This is a genomic window from Dermacoccus sp. NHGro5, assembly GCF_017565385.1.
Lineage (GTDB): Bacteria > Actinomycetota > Actinomycetes > Actinomycetales > Dermatophilaceae > Dermacoccus > Dermacoccus nishinomiyaensis.
The window spans coordinates 13,459-31,124 of record NZ_JAGEKQ010000022.1 but is presented as its reverse complement, the minus strand read 5'-3'; the positions used below and the strand labels follow the sequence as shown (position 1 = coordinate 31,124).

The window sequence follows — 17,666 nt, the reverse complement described above, 5'->3', positions numbered from 1 at the left end:
CGACGTCATCGCCCTCGCGCGCCAGGTCGAACCCGATCTGCGTGCCCAGATCGCCGGCGCCGAACAAGAGAGAAGTAGCCATGCCCCCATCCTGCCCGTCTCGGCCCCGACGATCTGCGTGCAAGTGCACCCGGGTGCATCGGGACGCAGATGGGGTGGCCCAACTCAAACACCTCCTGCGCCCAAATGCACCCGGGTGCATTTGGGCGCAGGAGGGGAGGGGCTATCCCCAGCCCGTCGCGACGGCCATGACGGCCGACGCGCCCAGCCGCGCGGCCTGCGTCACCGGCCATCGCCGAAGCTGCCAGCGGCCCAGGCCTCCGTCGGCGTTCAGCACCCGGGCGAGCGTCACTGCGTCGATGATGGCGTCACTCGCCCCGCGCGCGAGGTTGGGCAGAGCCCCATGCGCCGCGTCACCGATGACGACGAAGCGGCCCTGCACATAGCGACGCATCGGCGGGGCGACCCACAACCGCGCCGCGACGGTCGTGTCGTCGGCTGCGGCCAGCGCTGCCCGGACGGTGGGTGCCGCACCCGCGAAACGTCGTCTCGCCTCGTCGACGACCGCCATGACGTCGAGCTGCTCCGGCACGTACGCCCCACGCATCACGCCGACCCCGTGATCGGACGTGCCGCCCTGCGCCGACGCCATCGCGTGCGCGGTGAACCAATACCTGCCACCGCTCACCGGAGCGTCGCCGAAAAGCCTTCCCGCACCCCAGAACTCACGTGCAAGCGGGTTCGCTCCGTCGAGACCCTCGAGCGCGGGCGCGATACCGCGCAACGTCACCCAGGGCGTCGCACGTCGTTCGGCACGCCGAGGGTCGACGATGCCCCTCACCCGCGAGCGCACGCCGTCAGCACCGACGACGACGTCGGCGTCCAGTTCGCGAGGATCGTCGACGCGATGCGCGACGGGCGCGGGCGCCACCGCCCGCAACGCCACCATGAGATCCTCACGCCGAACCTGCGCGACGGGCGGCGCGGGGGCCCGCAACAGCCGTCGCCCCGTCATCGTGTGCAGGTCGACTCGCTCGCACCTGCGAACTACTCCGACTCCAGATGACACACCGACTCCGCGGGCCCTACCGGGCGCAGCGCCGCTCACACCGTGACCGCCGCCCAGCTGCACCCCCAGCTCTGCAAGCGCGCGCAGAGCGTCAGGCCACAACCCGAGGGCCGCGCCCGTCCGACGATCGGGTTGCGCCTCATGGACGGTGACGTCGAAACGCGCCGGGTCGAGCGCCGCCGCCAACGTCAGTCCTGCGACTCCACCGCCGACGACGGCCACGCGACGAACCACCATGTCTCCCAGCGTAGGACCCGGCACGTGTCGAGGGACGGGGATCACACCCACCTGGACGCAACCCATAGATTCTCCATGCGTCTGCCCCTACGACATCCCCGCCGAAAGGAACACCGATGCGTTTCACTCGCACCACCACCGCCACCGTCGCGGCCCTGTCGCTCACCGCTCTCACGGCGTGCGGCTCGGACTCGTCCAACTCCGCCTCCTCCGCGACGAGCGCCGCCTCCGGCGCAGCCGCGAGCGCGACGTCCTCCGCCTCCGGCGACGCCAGCTCCAACTCCAGCGCCAGCGGCTCGGGGGAAGCATCATCGTCCGCGTCGTCCTCGTCGAGCGCCAAGCCGATCGACTGCCCGACCGAGAACACGCGCAAGTTCGCCAAGACGCGCTTCGCGACGGACATCGGCCTGACGGCCGGCACATTCCACCGCTACCTGTGGAAGCCCTACAAGGCCGGCACGTTCCAGAAGGGCGCCGACGGCCGCACGAAGGCCCTGATCAAGGGTGGCGCGACCGCCGCACTCGACCTCAAGCTGCTCGACAACGCCGTCAAGAACGCCCAGGCCAACCCGACGCTGTGCAAGACGATCGCGCAGCCGCTCGGCACCGCCGTCGAGAGCGTCAAGAACATGAAGGGCGACCTCACCTCGGGCAACTTCGCCTCGATCATGGCCGCCAACACGGCGCTGTCACAGATCATGTCCGGCTCGCAGCAGCAGGGCATCAAGATCGACGAGACGACGGACGAGTCGAAGCAGAACGAAGGCTGACCTCCCCCGTCCACGCGAGACCCCGCTGCACCGGCGTACCTGGTGCGGCGGGGTCCCGTGTCTTCGGATGCCGGCACCCTCAGTCGCTTCCACCGAACCGCGGCGCGGGAGCGGGCATCGTCACGCCGTCGACGTCGACGAACGCCTCGCGCCCCACGGCATGCGGGTGATGCGGTGCTTCCCAGGGTGTGAGGACGGGCGTGACGCACGCATCGGTGCCGTCGAACAGCTGCGCCCACTCGTCACGCGTCTTCGTCGCGAACGTCGCCGTCAGCACCTCACGCCAGCGGGACCATCCCGCGACGTCGGTCTGCGCCGGCATCGTCGTGGCGTCGAGGCCGAGCCCGTCGACGAGGGCCGCGAAGAACTGTGGTTCGAGCGCTCCGACGGCGACGTGCCGGCCGTCCGCACATGTGTACGTGTCGTAGAACGGTGCGCCGCCGTCGAGCAGGTTCGTGCCGGGTTCGCCGCTCCACAACCCCACGGCGTGCAGGCCGCGCAGGAACGTCGAGTACAGCGACGCGCCGTCGACCATCGCGACGTCGAGCACCTGCCCCCGACCCGTCGTCGCCCGTGCGACGAGGGCCGCGAGGACGCCATTGGCAAGCAGCATGCCACCACCGGCGAAGTCGGCGAGCACGTTCGTCGGCGGATTCGGACGCTCACCGGGTCGCGCGAGCGGGTACAGCATCCCCGACAACGCAAGGTAGTTGATGTCGTGCCCCGCCGTCTGCGCGAGCGGGCCGTGCTGGCCCCAGCCCGTCATGCGCACGTAGACGAGTCGCGGGTTGAGAGCGAGCAGGTCGTCGGGGCCAACGCCGAGGCGCTCGGCGACTCCGGGACGGTAGGCCTCGACGAAAACGTCTGCCGCTGAGGCGAGTTCGCGGACGGCGGCGAGTCCGTCAGGCGTCTTGAGGTCGGCCACGATCGTCGTCTTGCCCCGGTCGAGCGCCGCCGTCGGAACGTCGAGCGCACTCGAACCTGGACGTTCGACACGTGTCACGTGAGCGCCGAGATCGGAGAGCATCATGCAGCCGAACGGTGCGGGCGCCAGGCTCGCGAGTTCGACGACCGTCACTGCGTCGAGGGGTTTCATGGCTTCTCCTGACCTTCGTTGGTGACGCCATCATCGCGCGCCGCAGGAGGCGCACGCGCAGTTCGGCGACCACTCGATGCGATCGGCCTCTAAGGTTCCATCGGGTCGGAATGTTCCCGTCCCACGATTCGAGGAGACACTCAGCCCGTGAGCACCGCTTCCCCCACGTCGCCCTCCCCCGCGCAGGACGCCCCCGACCTGCGCGACACCCACGACGTCCCCCGCACCCTCGACGAGGGTCACGCGCCGCGCAACCTCGGCCTGCTCGACCAGCTCGGCATGTGGGCGAACCTCGGCATGAGCCTGCTCGCGTTCGCGGGCGCGCTCGTCGTCCTGCAGCCGATGGGCGCGCCGGGCATGGGCGTCGGCGCGGCGCTCAGCGCACTCGTCGTCGGGACGCTCGTCGGCACAGCCGGCGTCTCGGCGATGGCGCTCGCGTCGTCGCAGCAGGGGCAGCCGGCGATGGTGATGCTGCGCGGCCTGTTCGGTGGGCGCCTGTCGTACGTGCCGAGCGTGCTCAACATGGTGCAGCTCGTCGGCTGGGGAACGTTCGAGATGGTGACGACGGCGTTCGCCGTCAAGACGCTCTGGGACGTGCCGAGCTGGCCCGTCATCGGCGTCATCGGGCTCGTGACGATCACGCTGGCGATCTACCCGTTGCACTGGGTCAAGGTGCTGCGCAAGTACGTGACGGTGGCCGTCATCGTCGTGCTCGTCTATCTCGCAACGCAATTGGCGACGCGTGACCTGCCCGCCTACCACGGCCACGGCTGGGACGGCTGGATGATCGCCGTCGACGCGATCATCGGGCTGTGCGTGTCGTGGGTGCCCGTCGCGGGCGACTACGCGCGCCACTCGACGTCGCACCGCGCCGCCGTCATCGGCAGCTACGTCGGGTACAGCGTCACGCAGATCGCGGTGTACTGCATCGGCATGGTGGCGCTCGTCATCGCCGGTGGTGACGGTGACAAGGTGTTCTCGATCTTCCTCGGCATCACCGGCGGCACACTGTGTTTCTGGGTGCTGACGCTGCGCGAGATCGACGCGTGCTTCGTCGACGTCTACTCACCGACCGTGTCGGCGCAGAACATGCTGCCGCGCGTCGATCGTCGCCTCATCTCGACGGCGCTCGGCATCATCTCGATGGTGCTCGCGTGGAGCATCGACATCTACGGTTTCGCGACGTTCCTCTCCCTCATCGGCTCGGTTTTCGCGCCCCTGCTCGGGGTGTTCCTCGTCGACTACTACGCGTTCGGCGGGCGTCGGCGCTGGAACACGTCGGTCGACGCCCCGGGCCGACCGCTCATGCTGCTGCCGTGGTTCGCCGGGTTCGTGATGTACCAGCTCATCTCCCCGGGCGAACTCGGCTGGTGGTCACGGATGTGGCACGACGTCGCGGGCACCCTGCACTTCACGGCGCCGAGCTGGATGAGCGCGAGCCTGACGTCGTTCCTCACCGCGGTCGTGCTGACGGCTGTCGTCGACGGGGTGACGCGACGTGGCGCTGAGGCGAACACGACGGCCCAGGGCGTGTCCCGTTGAACGCCGCCGCCTGGGCGCTGCTCGCGTCCGCGCCGCGTGAGCGTTCCGGACATTGAGGGCCGAAACCCTGCAGTGCGGCGTTTCGGACCTCAAGGCCGAGAGCGGATGGACGCGCGACGTGTCAGCAGACGGTCGATGCCCCAGAACGCGAGCGCCAGCACGAGGCCGAACAGCAGGATGACGACGAGCGTCACGGCCACCGAGCCGTACCCGTGCGCGTCGACGTTGACGAATGGGTACGGGTAGGCGTCGACGGCGGCGCCGCGCACGAGCATGTAGACGATCCACACGCCGGGGATGGCGAAGCACGACGCGACGGTGCGCCGATCGATGCGGCCGCGCGGGCCCCAGACGAGCCACACGATGACGGTGACGAGCGGCACGGCGATGTGCTGCCACGGGTTCGTCACGAGGTCCCAACCGGTCGGGTGCGACCCCGGCGCGAGCAGCAGCGCGTAGACGATGGCCGTCACGGTGATCATGATGAGCGCGTCGAGGCGGACGACGCGCCGCCACCGCGTGTCGGCGTAGGGCGCCACGGCGACGAGGGTGCAACTGATCGCGACGATGACGTTAGACCAGACCGTGAAGTAGCTGAGCGTGTCGAACAACCGCGAGATCGCTCCTGCGAAACCGCCGGGATGCACGCCGTACTCGTGCGGAGCGGGCGTCACGTGCGCGTACTGATCGGTCGCCGACAGCACGCAGACAAGGACGAACCCGATCCAGGCGAGCGCAGCGTTGAAGGCGAACGCCGCACGGGCGCCGGGTCGAAGCGTCATCGGATCAGGGTGCCACAGGTCCGCGATCGAGATGCGCGGGGCCCAGGCGCCCGCCGTCAGGCCACGGGGGCTCGGCGAAGCAGGTTGCGCCCGTCGGGGATTCGACCAGCGTGAACAGCTCAGAGCTTGACCATCGGCATCGGGTTGAGACGCTTGCGCTCCTTCAGCCCCATGACGAACCCGCGCCCGAGCATGAGGTGCATGCCGTTGTCGGGAAACCGCTTCAGCATGGCGCGGTAGTCGTCACGGCTGACGTGCGGCGGAAGCGGCAGACGGTAGACGTCCGTCGCGTCGGCACGTCGCATCGCCTCGACGAGGGGGTGCGGGTTGCGCGCCGGCCGGACGCGGTGGTGCTCGTCGATCATCGCGGTGACGAGCGCGGCGTCACCCTCGTGGCCGGTTCGCGAGAGCTCCTGCGCCGCAAGGCTTTCCGAGCCGGGCAGGTAGTCCCACGTGTGCTCGAACCAGATCGCCGCGTCGTGGTAGTACGAGGCGACGGCGACCGGCTCGACCCACTCGGGGCGCATGTCGACCTGCCCCATGACGAGCGCCGCGACGCGGTGCGCGTGCCCGCGATACGGCGCGAGGTCGCGGCCGAACACGGCGCTGTCCCGGGTGAACAACTCGGCGATGCGTTCGTGGACGGCTTCGCGCAGGACGGCCTGGGCGGGCTGCGCAGACGATGGCGTGGCGTCAGTCATGGCCATGACTGTAGAAGGTTCAACGGCGGTCGTGCTGACGTCCGGGTGCGACGGCGGCGCTGGCACGCCGGTAGCTGCGCCGCAGAGCGGCGGAGGGCCAACAGGTGCCGACGCGGCCAGTGGCCACTCAGACGTGCGCATGCGGCGTCCAACGCACTGTGTCCGACTGGCGGGGTCCAAGTGACGCGACCCGACGGGCGGCCTTCAACGGGCGCCGCGCGGCGTACGGGCGGTCCGAGCCCGAGTGCTGCCATCTACCCCGTCATGATCGGATGGAGCCATGCCTCGCCCCAGCGTTCCTCGCGACACGCCGTTCCTCGCGCACTCCGTCTCCTGGACGGGTGGGGAGCCGCATCTCGTCATCTCGATCCCCCTCGAGACCGAGCGACGAACGCTGAACCTGGTCGGTGAACGTCTCGCGTTCCACGTCGACCCGACGGGGCGATTCTGCACCGGCGTGTTCATCGCCACGGGGTCGAGCGGTGGCCGTCATGAGCCCTGCGCCGGCGCGCGTCTCGCCACCACGGGCCGTCAGTGCGAGCGGTGTGCGAGCCGCGACGAGTCGCGCTTCATGCACCACGCGCATCGCGGTGGCCATGTACCGGAGGCGCTCGGTCGCTACCTGGCGCAACCTCACTGGCTCTACATCGCGACGTTCGCGGACGGCGCGCACAAGGTCGGTACGGCGTCCGATGCGCGCAAGCGAGTTCGTCTCGACGAGCAGGGCGCGGTGCGGGCCACGTACGTCGCACGCACGGACGACGGGCTCGCCGTTCGAGTTCTCGAGGACGCCGTCACCGAGCACGTCGGTGTGCCCCAGGCGCGTCACAAGACGAGCAAGGCCGCCGCTCTCACCCGGGCGTTGCACGAAACGGCGCTCGATGGCGCGCACGCCGACTGCGTCGCCGCCGTCGAGGCGCACCTGCGAACGCGCGGCCTCTGCGCGCGCTCGATGCCCCACGAGGCGTGGCAACCCCCGGCGTTGCACGCGGCGTTCTTCGACGCCGGCCATGGCATCCACCCCGTCTACGCCCACCCCGTCACCGGCGGATCCCACTGCCTGACGCCCGTCAGCCTCGTCGGATCGGTCGCGCTGGTTCAGGTCAACGCTGCGTCCGAAGTCGAAGCCGAAGCCGAAGCCGAAGGCGTGGCCGAAGCCGAAGGCGTGGCCGGGGATGCGGCGGAAGGCGCGGCCGATTCGCTCATGCTCGTCGACCTCGACGCACTGGGCGGGCGCCGCGTCACGTTCGACGACGCCGCTCGCTCGCCGGAATCCGTCGCGCAGCACAGTCTGTTCTGACAGGGTGCCGGGGGCTGACAGATGCGCGGTCGCAGGGCTCACGTACGTCTCAGGGCGCGTCGCACACCTCGCCCAGGCTCTGTTCTCCTGCCATGAGCAACATCGACGTCACCACGAGGCAGCCGCCATGCGCTCAGATGCACCTGCGTGCATCTGAGCCGACGAGATCGTGCATCGCGATCGGGCCTCACGCACCGTGGCTCACGCTTCCCCGCGCTCCCGTCGACCTTCTATCGCCGCCCTCTCTCCCACTTCGTCCCACCACCAGGAGGCCCCGTGAACACCGACTACGAACTGCTCGATTCCGCACCGGATCTCGAGACCTACCTCGAGCTGCGACGAATCAGCGGCCTCACACCCCGCACCGCCGAGCAGGGCGCGCCGGCCCTGACGAACTCGTGGGCATGGGTGACGGTTCGTCATCGCGCGAGCGGCGACGTCGTCGCGATGGGCCGCGTCATCGGTGACGGCGGGTGGTACTTCATGGTCGCCGACATGGCCACCTCGCCGGAGCATCAGCGTCAGGGCCTCGGGCGGGCGATTCTCACTCGGTTGCTCGCGCGCATCGAACACGACGCGCCGTCCGGTGCCTATGTGACGCTCATGGCCGACGCGCCGGGCCGGCCACTGTACGAGAGCCTCGGCTTCGTCGAGACTGCGCCCCGCAGCGTCGGGATGCGTCTTGAGCGTCGGCGTCCTCAGCCGTCGGACAACTCATCAACCTGACGCACCCGTCGACGCGACGCAGCCCCGCCCGTCCTCAACTGTGATTCCTGTCCACATTCGCCGCCAGCGGTCACGTGACGAATGTGGACAGGAATCGCAGAAGGGGACAAGAATCGCAGCTGGTCACACCGCCTCGTCCGACGGCTGATAGCGCCTGCCGAGCAGCATCCGCACGACGAGGCCAAGAATGCCTGCGATGAACGCGATCATGATGACGGCGAAGAACACCCCGGGCAGCTCCCCGCCTTCACGATGCGCGGCGCCACCCGTCATCACGCTGATCGCCGCGAACAGCAGCGTCGTCAGAGCACCGATGAGCATGAGGTCCTCGCGAACCAGCCGTTCGAAGTGTCGCAGCCGTTGCGGCGTCTGCAGCCAGTACTCCTTGTTCGGCGCGTTGATGCCTTGCGGCCAGCGCAGGACGAGCGACGTCACGAGGCGCAGCACGGCGCCGATGGCGATCGGGCCGACGAAGAACGCGACGAGCGCCCCGGCGCGGCTCGACCAGTCGTCGGGTTTCGAGCCGTCCCAGTGCGTCGGTACGCGTTCGGGCAGGGTCGAATAGACGACGAGAACAGTGACGAGCCAGACGGCCACGGCCCCACCGACGATCGCGCGCACGCCCCGGCTCATCGGTTCGGTCGGCAGCTGACGCGCCTGACGGGCCGTCTCGCGCAGTTGCTCGGGGTCGGGAAAGCCGGTGTCCCAGCGGGAGGTCTGCGTCACCACCTCACGCTATGCCACGCCCGGCACCTCCGGGGGAGACGGGCGCATCGACCCCGGCGCAACCCGTCCGGCGCATGGCCGGGTCGCCCTTCCCCCTGCCCACGGACGAAGGATCTGCGCGCACCTGAAAGACTGCGACGACCCGTCATGCCGTCGCGAAGGAGCATCGATGTCCGCTCTACGGGAACTAATGCAGCCGAGCCGCCTCACCGAGGTCGTCGACATCGGCGCGAATCCTCTGGTCGACACCCCGCCCTATCTGCCGATGCTGCGCGACGGTCTGTGCCGCGTCACCGGATTCGAGCCGCAACCCGACGCCCTCGCGCGTCTCGAGCGCGCCGCCGGGCCGCACGAGCGCTACCTGCCTGCGGCCATCGGTGACGGCGAGCGTCACACCCTGCACGTGTGCGCCGAATCGGGATTCACGAGCCTGTTCGAACCGGACGCCGCGCAACTCGCCCTGCTCACCGACTTCCCGCGGCTCGCCGAGGTCGTCGACCGCGTCGACGTCGACACGACCCGCCTCGACGACATCACCGAGATCGAGTTGCTCGACCACCTCAAGATCGACGTGCAGGGCGCCGAGCTGATGATCTTTCGAAACGGCCGCGAGCGCCTGCGCACGGCGACGAGCATCCAGCTCGAGGTGAACTTCCACCGTCTCTACGTCGATCAGCCGACGTTCGCCGATGTGGACGTCGAGCTGCGCGCGCAGGGATTCGTGCCACAGGCGTTCGTCGCGACGAAGACTTGGCCACTCGCACCGGTGCAATGGGCCGATCGCGACGCACCGACCGACGAGGCGCACGCACGTCAGCTCGTTGAGGCCGACATGCTCTACGTGCGCGATCTCGCCCGCCTCGACGACGCCGAGACCGTCGACGACGAGGCTCTCAAGCACCTCGCGCTCGTCATGCATCACGTGTACGACCAGCACGGCGTCGCGCTGCTCGCTCTGCGCGGACTCATCCGTCGCGGAGCGCTCGACCCGTCAGCCGAGGCTGCCTACCGGAGCCACCCGGTCTGACGCGCGGAGCGCCGCCACCCGGACGCCGCCATCCGGCCGCCCGTCAAGCCCGCCGTCACACCCCGTCAGGCGGGCAGGTCGCGCATGCGGGTGAGCCAGTCAGCGACGAGGGCGCTGACGAGGTCGGGGCGCTCGAAGTGAACGTTGTGGCCGGCGCCGTCGAGCGTCGCGTACGTGGCGCGCGGGTAGTGCTCGAGGTGGCGCAGCGCGTCGCCGAAGCCGACGAGGTGGTCCTGGCGGCCGGTGAGGATGAGCGTCGGTTTCTCGAAGGGCGCCTCCTCCTCGGGCTGCTCGCCCAGCTCGTAGTTCTCCGTCAGCTTCTTCATCGCGTCCTTGTCAGCCAGTTCGGCTCCGGGCGCGGCGAACTCGAGGAAGTGACGGGCTGTGTCGTCGCTCTGCACCACGGCGACGGCCGTGTAGTCGTCGGCCTTGTCCCCGACCTGGGCGACGGCGTCGTCATCGCGTCGCAGCACCGTCTGCTCCGGCGTCTTACGGGCATCGGAGTCCGCGACGAACACCGCCGCGAGCAGGCCCAACCCGAGCACCTGCTCGCGACGGCGGTGCGCGACAGCGCGGGCGATCATCCCGCCGAACGAGTCACCGAGGATGGCGAACGGTGCGTCACCGATCTGCTCGTCGACGAACGCGAGCACACGCTCGACGACGTCGTCGGTGCTCGCTGCGTCACCGATCGGGGTGCTGCCGAAGCCCGGCAGATCCGGGTAGAGACGACGCCAGCCCGTCGTCGCGACGTCCTCGCGCGCCGCACCCGCGGTGAAGGCCGACTCCAACGGCAGCACGAGCCGGTGGTCGGCGTCGAAGCCGTGAAGCAGCACGATGGGGGTACCGGAACCGTGTTCGACGAAGTTCATGCCACGAGCCTAGAGACCCGGGGCTCCGGCGAACAGCGAACAGCGAACAGCTAACAGCGAACAGCGAACAGCGAACAGCGAACGACCATGCCGCACAGGACGAATAACACCTCGCCCCGACAGGTCCGCGGGATATGTTGATCTGACGATGGATCTGCAGACGAACGACATCCTCACGGCCGAGGTAGGCCGGCGCATCTTCGACGCCGTCCTCACCCTCGACGAGGATGCGCTGCGCGCCGAGTTCGCTCGCGCCCGCGACGAGCACGGCGTCGATGCCCTCGTCGCCGACGTCCTCGTGCCCGCGCTGCACCACGTCGGCGTCATGTGGTCGGCCGGCGAACTCAGCGTCATGCACGAGCACCACGCGTCGAACATCGTCCGCTCCGTCGTCTCGGAGTTCAGAGGCGAGGCGGTTCGCACCGAGTCAGAGCGCGACGCGCGCCCCCGCGTCATCCTGACGTGCCCGCCCGGCGAACTGCACGACCTGCCCAACCACCTGTTCTCGTCGATGCTCGTCGAACGTGGCTGGGCGCCGCTCGTGCTCGGCGCCAACACCCCGTGGGCCGCGACGAGCGCCGCCGTGCGCGCCACCAGCGCGCGGGCGTGCGTCATCTCGGGGATGAAGGCGACGTCGTTCGCGGCCCGCCGTTCGGAGCTGACGGTCATGGCGCGGTCAACACTCGTCTACGTCGCCGGCCCCGGCGCGACCCTCGCGGGCGTGCCCGGCGTCGTCGCTCTCGGGGACGACTGGCGCGAGGCCGCCGACGTCGTGACGGGCCGACTCGCTGCGCCTCTCGTCGACCCGGCGCAGGTACCTCGCTCGGCCTGAACGCACCCGATGGCGTGTGAGGGTCGACACATCATCGTCCCGGCCGATCCGCCGGCCAGCGGCGGCGCAGCGCCCCTCGGGCCCTCAGCTTCCTGAGGGGTTGCGCCGAAGCGGCTCCCAGCCTCGCCATCCCCTCAACGCCCTACGCGCACAAGCCGGTACGTCGTCTCACGACGTGGTCACCTGGCGTCCAACCCCCCCTTCGCAACCCGCGACAGCGACGAATCGACAGTCGATCTTTTGTCAATCTGCTTGATTCGCAGCCAGATTGCTGTTTGGTGCCGGGTCGAGACCTCCCATAGCATCGCGAAGAAACGTCAGACAACCGACCCACGTGTGAAAGGGGCAAACCACATGTTCGGACCGGACAGTGTTCGTCGACGATGGTCTGTCGACGAGGTGACGGTGACGCACCCCGACGTCATCAAGCGCGCCATCGGCGCCGCCGCGATCGGCAACATCACCGAGTGGTACGACTTCGGTGTCTACAGCTACATGGCGCTCACGATCGGTGACGTCATCATGCCGCTCGAGGGCTCCGCCGCGACGCTCATGACGTACGCGCTCATGGCCGTCGCCTTCCTCTTCCGCCCGCTCGGCGGCATCATCCTCGGCCCGCTGTCCGACCGCATCGGTCGCAACAAGGTCCTCGCGATGACGATGATCATGATGGCCGGCGCGACCGTCGCCATCGGCCTCATCCCGGACTACGCGCACGCCGGCGTCTGGGCCTGCGTCCTGCTGTTCCTGTGCCGCGTCCTGCAGGGCTTCTCGACCGGTGGTGAATACGGCAACGCGATGACGTTCATCGCCGAGTACGCGCCCGACAAGAAGCGCGGCTTCCTCGGCAGCCTCCTGGAGGTCGGCACGTTCACGGGTTACCTGCTCGGTGCCGGCATGTCGGCGCTCGTCATGGCGCTGTGCACGACGGATCAGCTGCACTCGTGGGGTTGGCGCCTGCCGTTCTTCCTCGCCCTGCCGCTCGGCTTCATCGGCGTCTACCTGCGTTCGAAGCTCGGCGACACCCCGGCGTTCGAGGCCCTCGAGGCCGAGTCGGAGCAGCGCGAGAAGGACAACAAGGTCTCGCTCAAGGACACGTTCAAGATGTGGCCCGCCATGCTGGTCTGCGGCGGCCTCGTCATCGCGTGGAACGTCACGAACTACATGCTGACGGCGTACATGCCGAGCTTCCTGTCGACGGTCACCGACCACAAGGGCGGCGAGGGCATCAGCGACAACATGAACAACGTCTCGCAGATCATCGTCATGGCGATCTGCCTCGCGATCATCCCGCTCATCGGTCTGGCCTCGGACCGCATCGGGCGCAAGACGATCGTGCGCATCGGCTCCGTCATGCTGATCGTGCTGGCGTTCCCGTCGCTCATGCTCATCACGCGCAACACCGAGGGCTCCGTCATCGCGGGTCTCATCATCATGGGTCTGTCGCTCATCTGCTTCAGCGCCACCATGCCGTCGACGCTGCCGTCGCTGTTCCCGACGGCCGTGCGCGCCGGTGCGCTGTCGATCGCGTTCAACATCTTCATCTCCGCGTTCTGCGGCACGACGGCCCTCTACACGGGCGCTCTCGTCGACGCGACCGGCAACCTCATGTGGCCCGCGTACATCCTCATCATCGCGGGCGTCATCGGCCTCGTCTCGGTGCACTTCCTGCCCGAGTCGAACGGTCGACCGCTGTGGGGTTCGGCCCCGTCGGTCGAGCACGACCACGAGGCGCAGGGCGTCGTCAAGGATCTGCACGCCGAGGCCGATCAGCTCAAGGCCGCCGGCGTCCGTGAGGACGCTCCGTACGAGGAGGCCGACGAGGTGCTCACCAACAGCTGAGCTGCGCACCTCGTCGCATGCCGGGCGGGCCGCCCCTCCCACGTGGAGGGGCGGCCCGCTTCGTATGTGCGGGGCTGGACTGACGGGCTGAACGACAGGTACCCGCCGCGCGTCGCTCGCGTCCGTCGATCGTCTTGAACGCGTGTCGCGAATGTCCGGCTCGCCGAGGGCGCTGCGTGCGCCCGCCGGAGCGGTGCGTCAGACTGGATGGCATGCCCTATAACCCGCCGCACGACGTCGTCACGGACGTCGAGACGATCGCCGCGTTCGTTGAGAAACATCCGCTCGCGACGCTCATCACGCACGACGGCGTCACGCCGCAGGCGGACATGGTGCCGTTGCTGCTCGTCGACGATGACGACGCACCGACGGGCAAGGCGCTCATCGGGCACGTGGCGCGTGCGAACCCGTTGTGGCAGAAAGGCCGTCACGAGGGGCTGACGCTCGTGACGTTCGGGCCGCTCGAGCACTACGTCTCGCCGAGCTGGTATCCGAGCAAGGCCGAGCATCACCGCGTCGTCCCGACGTGGAACTACCTCGTCGCTCATGCCTGGGGAGAGTTGGAGGTGCACGACGACCCGAGGTGGGTGCGCGGCGTCGTCGCGAAGCTCACGGGTGCGATGGAGGGCGGGCGCGACGAGCCGTGGCGCATGGGGCAGGCACCGCGCGACTACCTGGACGACATGCTGACGAAGATCGTCGGCATCCGGATTTCCGTGCAGCGCATGGAGGCCCGGTTCAAGGTGTCGTCGCATCGCAGCGACGCCGACCGTCTCGGCGCGCGTGACGGCATCGCCACCGAGCTCGACGGACGCGGCGCGGCAGAACTCGCCGACGCGATGGGTGAGAGCTCAGTCGTCGTGATGCGGCAGCGTGATCTCGACGTGACGCAACCGCTGCCCGGGCTCGATCAGGAGACGTGATTCGCTGATCGCGCGCAGCAGGCGCAGCGACCCGTAGGTGAGGATGAACGCGAGCGGCAGCTCGATGAACGCTGCTGCGAGGATCGACCAGATGCGATCCTCTGGCGCCACCGTCGTCACGTCGAACCAGGCGTCGCAGACGAGCAGCATGCCCGTCGTGAACTACCCGAGGATGACGAGCTGACGCCGCTGCCACGCGCACCACGCCGTCACCGCCATGAAGGCGAGCAGCATGACGTCGAATCCGACCCACGCGAAACGCCAGTTGTGCGCTTCGTACACAGGCGGCAACGCGAACGCGAGATAGATGATCCATGGCACGAGCGCCAGCGTGCACACCGTCATGAGGATGATGCGGACGCGCCGCACCGCGCCGAGACGACTCACGAGGCGCGGCGAGATCGTCGGCGGTCGTTCGAGCCGACGCATGAGGTCGCGTCGTTGCTCGAACGTCATCGCCCGAATCTCGTCGTCACTCAGCATGGGTTCACCTTCCACGCGTGAAGCCATGACGGGTCCGCGTGGCGAGGGACCAGTCATGCTGTGCGGAAGGAACGCCGGCTCGCTTCACCATGACGCTGGCCGCGTTGGGGAGTGCTAGCCACTCTCGGTCGGCTGGCGTTCGGTGCCATCCCTCTCATCGGCTCCCCGCCGACGCCACGGGCTGTCGTAGCAGGCACAGCAGCGCTTACCTCACACCGCACGCACGCACTGTCATCCTCAGAGAACCGATGTGTGCCGGCTACGGCCGTTGCGCATCGCGGCAACGCCTCCTGCGGTTAAGCCGTACGCCTACACGTTGCTCCTGGACCGTGGTTCTGCGGAGCGGACCAGGCTCGCAGCCGTAGCTGGCGTGCGCGAAGGGGAGGCGTCTGTTGACCCACTCATCTCCCCTCGTGGCGGAAGAGCCCCGCAGGTGGATTCGCTGCGCTACTTTAGCCATGCGCATGGCCACGCTAACTATCTAGCCTGCGCGCGCCCCCGACCACGGGGGCCTAGCAGCGGCGTGAGGCCGATTGCCGAAGCTCCGATAGACAAGGAACAACTACATGAGTACGCCTGCGGATCCGAACCAGAGCCAGCCAGCCACCCACAAGGAAGCAAAAGCCAACGCCAAGGCGTCGAAAGCCTACGCCAAGGCTTCGCGCCCCTGGTACAAGAAGAAGCGTTTCTGGCTCCTTGGCCTAATCGCCCTCATCATCGTCATCACCGTGGCGACCAAGGGCGGCTCAGATGACAAGTCGACGAAGAGCACCTCAACCAGTCAGCCCTCGGGCGGCGGGTCGGCAGCCGCGCAGAACGACCCCGCGGCCAAGCTCACAGACGTGCAGAAGAACGCGCGCAAGGCAGGCGAAAACTACCTGTCCACTATGCCCTTCTCGAAGCAGGGTCTCATCCGGCAGCTTTCGTCGGACGCCGGTGACAAGTATTCAGTCGCTGACGCCACCGCCGCGGTGAACACCCTTGACACGAACTGGAAGGAACAGGCGGGCAAGGCCGCGAAAAACTACATGAACACTATGCCGATGTCGTGCGATCGCCTCATCCAGCAGCTGTCCTCGGACGCAGGTGATAAGTACACCCAGGAGGAGGCCACGTACGGGGCAAAGCAGACCACCGCTTGCGCGAAGTAACCTCGACGGCCTGGCGACGAGCTCGAATGTGGATCGTCGCCACGTCTTCTCAACAGTGCGCGAGGCGGGTGACCTACACGACGGGCCACCCGCCTCGCGCACTTTTCGCAGGATCCACTCGATTAGAGACGCGCCGGTGCCCAGCTATCTCCGGACGCGAAAGGTCAGACGGCGCCCCGGTGAGACGTCACTTCGTCTGCTCGTATGCCGCGAGTGCGGCCTTGCGCGTCTCGGCGAGGTCGACGATGGGTTCGCGGCCGTCGTCAGCGCCCCAGCGGCGGACGTAGCGCTCGTCGGGGTCGAACTTCTTGCGCTGCGTCTCCGGGTTGAAGACGCGGAAGTACGGTGCGGCGTCTGCGCCGCACCCGGCGACCCACTGCCAGTTGAACGGGTTGCTCGCGGCGTCGGCGTCGACGAGCGTGTCCCAGAACCACTCCTCACCGATGCGCCAGTCGATGAGCAGGTTCTTCGTCAGGAACGACGCGACGACCATGCGCACGCGATTGTGCATCGTGCCCGTCTCCCACAGCTCGCGCATGCCCGCGTCGACGAGCGGGACGCCCGTCTCGCCCTTCTCCCATGCGAGCAGCGCGTCCTCGTCGAGCGGCGGCCACGGGAACGCGTCGAACTTCCGATTGAGGTTCACCTGGTGAAGGTCGGGGTTCTCGTAGAGCGTGTGCCACGCGAATTCGCGCCAACCGACCTCCGACAGGAACGTCTCGACGTCCTTGCCACTGCGCCGCGCCGCATGCCAGATCGTCTGCGGGCTGATCTCCCCGAAGCGCAGATGCGGCGAGAGGCGCGACGTCGCCGGCTTCGACGGCTCGTCACGTTCGGTGGCGTAGTGGACGACGGCGTCGTCGAGGAAGTCGGCGAATAGCTCGTGCGCGGCGTCCTCGCCCGGCGTCCAGGCCTTGGCGATGCCGGTCGACCAGTCGGGTTTCGTCGGCAGCAACGCCCAGGTGTCGAGGTCGTCACTCGCCTGGCCGGCCTGCTCGACGAGTGCGGACGGCGGGGTGAGCGCTGACGGCGCGTCGAGCGGCTCACGCGGCTCGGGCTCGCTCAGGCACGCCTTCCAGAACGGCGTGAACACGCGGTACGGGGTGCCCCCACCCGTTGTGATGGTCCACGGCTCGAACAGCAGGTTCGCCGCATACGAGTGCACCTCGACGTCTCGCTCGGCGAACGCCTCCTTGATCCCGGCGTCGACGACGCGCTCCGGCCCGCCGTACCGGCGATTCCAGCCGACGAAGTCGACGTCGAACGTCTCGACCACATCGAGGACGACGTCATGCGCGGCGCCGCGTCGCAGGACGAGCGGGATGCCGAGCGCCTCGAGCTTCGCGCGCAAGGCGACGAGCGAGTGATGCAGCCACCACTTCACCGCACCGCCGAGCGGGCGGAGGCCGTCCGATTCCTCGTCGAGGACGAAGAGCGCGACGACGCCCGCGGGCTCGGACGACGCGCCGTCATCCGACTCCTGCGAGCCCTGGGAGGTGACGGCGTGATCGACCGCCGCACGCAGCGCCGGATGGTCGAACGTACGCAGGTCGTCACGGAACCAGACGAGAGAAGTCATGGAAGCCA

18 protein-coding genes are annotated in these 17,666 nt (G+C 68.5%); 9 read left to right on the top strand and 9 right to left on the bottom strand.

Going from position 1 to position 17,666, the window contains the following annotated elements; all coding sequences use genetic code 11:
- Positions 1 to 223 precede the first annotated feature (223 nt).
- The gene (locus J4Z35_RS10370; protein ID WP_074041155.1) at positions 224 to 1,306 is read right to left on the bottom strand and encodes an FAD-dependent monooxygenase; all 1,083 of its coding nucleotides are present in this window, start codon (positions 1,304 to 1,306) and stop codon (positions 224 to 226) included.
- A gap of 116 nt (positions 1,307 to 1,422) precedes the next feature.
- Here J4Z35_RS10370 and J4Z35_RS10365 point away from each other — a divergent pair, with 116 nt between their 5' ends.
- A complete protein-coding gene (locus J4Z35_RS10365) occupies positions 1,423 to 2,076 on the top strand; it encodes a hypothetical protein (RefSeq protein WP_083604031.1) in 654 nt (217 codons plus the stop codon).
- Between the two features lie 79 nt (positions 2,077 to 2,155).
- Here the strand turns inward: J4Z35_RS10365 and J4Z35_RS10360 are convergent, their stop codons facing one another.
- Entirely contained in the window at positions 2,156 to 3,172 is a 1,017-nt protein-coding gene (locus tag J4Z35_RS10360) for a CaiB/BaiF CoA-transferase family protein (protein ID WP_131941916.1), read from the bottom strand.
- 147 nt (positions 3,173 to 3,319) lie between these two features.
- Between J4Z35_RS10360 and J4Z35_RS10355 the strand changes: the two genes are divergently transcribed.
- Positions 3,320 to 4,714 carry a cytosine permease gene (locus J4Z35_RS10355; protein WP_208065568.1) on the top strand — a complete coding sequence of 465 codons (1,395 nt, stop codon included), beginning with the start codon at positions 3,320 to 3,322 and terminating at the stop codon, positions 4,712 to 4,714.
- Between the two features lie 89 nt (positions 4,715 to 4,803).
- Here the strand turns inward: J4Z35_RS10355 and J4Z35_RS10350 are convergent, their stop codons facing one another.
- On the bottom strand, positions 4,804 to 5,496 hold the full coding sequence (locus tag J4Z35_RS10350; protein WP_208065567.1) for a Pr6Pr family membrane protein: 693 nt from the start codon (positions 5,494 to 5,496) through the stop codon (positions 4,804 to 4,806).
- A 119-nt stretch (positions 5,497 to 5,615) separates the two neighbouring features.
- The gene (locus J4Z35_RS10345) at positions 5,616 to 6,197 is read right to left on the bottom strand and encodes a hypothetical protein (protein ID WP_243755006.1); all 582 of its coding nucleotides are present in this window, start codon (positions 6,195 to 6,197) and stop codon (positions 5,616 to 5,618) included.
- A 280-nt stretch (positions 6,198 to 6,477) separates the two neighbouring features.
- Between J4Z35_RS10345 and J4Z35_RS10340 the strand changes: the two genes are divergently transcribed.
- Together J4Z35_RS10340 and J4Z35_RS10335 are read left to right on the top strand one after the other, a co-directional pair.
- On the top strand, positions 6,478 to 7,497 hold the full coding sequence (locus J4Z35_RS10340) for a DUF2797 domain-containing protein (RefSeq protein ID WP_186318502.1): 1,020 nt from the start codon (positions 6,478 to 6,480) through the stop codon (positions 7,495 to 7,497).
- Positions 7,498 to 7,773: 276 nt separating this feature from the next.
- Positions 7,774 to 8,223, top strand: coding sequence for a GNAT family N-acetyltransferase (locus J4Z35_RS10335; RefSeq protein WP_131941918.1), 450 nt, complete (start codon positions 7,774 to 7,776; stop codon positions 8,221 to 8,223).
- Positions 8,224 to 8,346: 123 nt separating this feature from the next.
- Here J4Z35_RS10335 and J4Z35_RS10330 read toward each other — a convergent pair whose 3' ends face one another.
- The gene (locus tag J4Z35_RS10330; RefSeq protein WP_131941920.1) at positions 8,347 to 8,949 is read right to left on the bottom strand and encodes a DUF1648 domain-containing protein; all 603 of its coding nucleotides are present in this window, start codon (positions 8,947 to 8,949) and stop codon (positions 8,347 to 8,349) included.
- A gap of 169 nt (positions 8,950 to 9,118) precedes the next feature.
- Between J4Z35_RS10330 and J4Z35_RS10325 the strand changes: the two genes are divergently transcribed.
- Complete coding sequence (locus J4Z35_RS10325) at positions 9,119 to 9,976, top strand: FkbM family methyltransferase (protein WP_235006258.1); 858 nt, start codon at positions 9,119 to 9,121, stop codon at positions 9,974 to 9,976.
- A 65-nt stretch (positions 9,977 to 10,041) separates the two neighbouring features.
- Here the strand turns inward: J4Z35_RS10325 and J4Z35_RS10320 are convergent, their stop codons facing one another.
- The gene (locus tag J4Z35_RS10320) at positions 10,042 to 10,848 is read right to left on the bottom strand and encodes an alpha/beta hydrolase (protein ID WP_131941922.1); all 807 of its coding nucleotides are present in this window, start codon (positions 10,846 to 10,848) and stop codon (positions 10,042 to 10,044) included.
- Between the two features lie 148 nt (positions 10,849 to 10,996).
- Between J4Z35_RS10320 and J4Z35_RS10315 the strand changes: the two genes are divergently transcribed.
- The 3 genes from J4Z35_RS10315 to J4Z35_RS10305 all read left to right on the top strand — a co-directional run bounded on the left by J4Z35_RS10315 (position 10,997) and on the right by J4Z35_RS10305 (position 14,445).
- Positions 10,997 to 11,680, top strand: coding sequence for a B12-binding domain-containing protein (locus tag J4Z35_RS10315; protein WP_131941924.1), 684 nt, complete (start codon positions 10,997 to 10,999; stop codon positions 11,678 to 11,680).
- Between the two features lie 354 nt (positions 11,681 to 12,034).
- Positions 12,035 to 13,522, top strand: coding sequence for an MFS transporter (locus J4Z35_RS10310; RefSeq protein WP_131941926.1), 1,488 nt, complete (start codon positions 12,035 to 12,037; stop codon positions 13,520 to 13,522).
- A 212-nt stretch (positions 13,523 to 13,734) separates the two neighbouring features.
- Complete coding sequence (locus J4Z35_RS10305; RefSeq protein WP_208065566.1) at positions 13,735 to 14,445, top strand: FMN-binding negative transcriptional regulator; 711 nt, start codon at positions 13,735 to 13,737, stop codon at positions 14,443 to 14,445.
- Here the strand turns inward: J4Z35_RS10305 and J4Z35_RS10300 are convergent.
- Together J4Z35_RS10300 and J4Z35_RS10295 are read right to left on the bottom strand one after the other, a co-directional pair.
- On the bottom strand, positions 14,374 to 14,595 hold the full coding sequence (locus tag J4Z35_RS10300) for a hypothetical protein (RefSeq protein WP_200829312.1): 222 nt from the start codon (positions 14,593 to 14,595) through the stop codon (positions 14,374 to 14,376). The genes J4Z35_RS10305 and J4Z35_RS10300 overlap by 72 nt on opposite strands.
- A gap of 12 nt (positions 14,596 to 14,607) precedes the next feature.
- A complete protein-coding gene (locus J4Z35_RS10295; protein ID WP_200829313.1) occupies positions 14,608 to 14,928 on the bottom strand; it encodes a hypothetical protein in 321 nt (106 codons plus the stop codon).
- A gap of 566 nt (positions 14,929 to 15,494) precedes the next feature.
- Between J4Z35_RS10295 and J4Z35_RS10290 the strand changes: the two genes are divergently transcribed.
- Positions 15,495 to 16,079, top strand: a complete 585-nt coding sequence (locus J4Z35_RS10290) for an Ltp family lipoprotein (protein ID WP_131941930.1) — start codon at positions 15,495 to 15,497, stop codon at positions 16,077 to 16,079.
- 187 nt (positions 16,080 to 16,266) lie between these two features.
- On the opposite strand, the gene J4Z35_RS10285 is transcribed toward J4Z35_RS10290, so the two are convergent.
- Complete coding sequence (locus J4Z35_RS10285) at positions 16,267 to 17,658, bottom strand: deoxyribodipyrimidine photo-lyase (protein WP_208065565.1); 1,392 nt, start codon at positions 17,656 to 17,658, stop codon at positions 16,267 to 16,269.
- Positions 17,659 to 17,666: the final 8 nt, after the last annotated feature.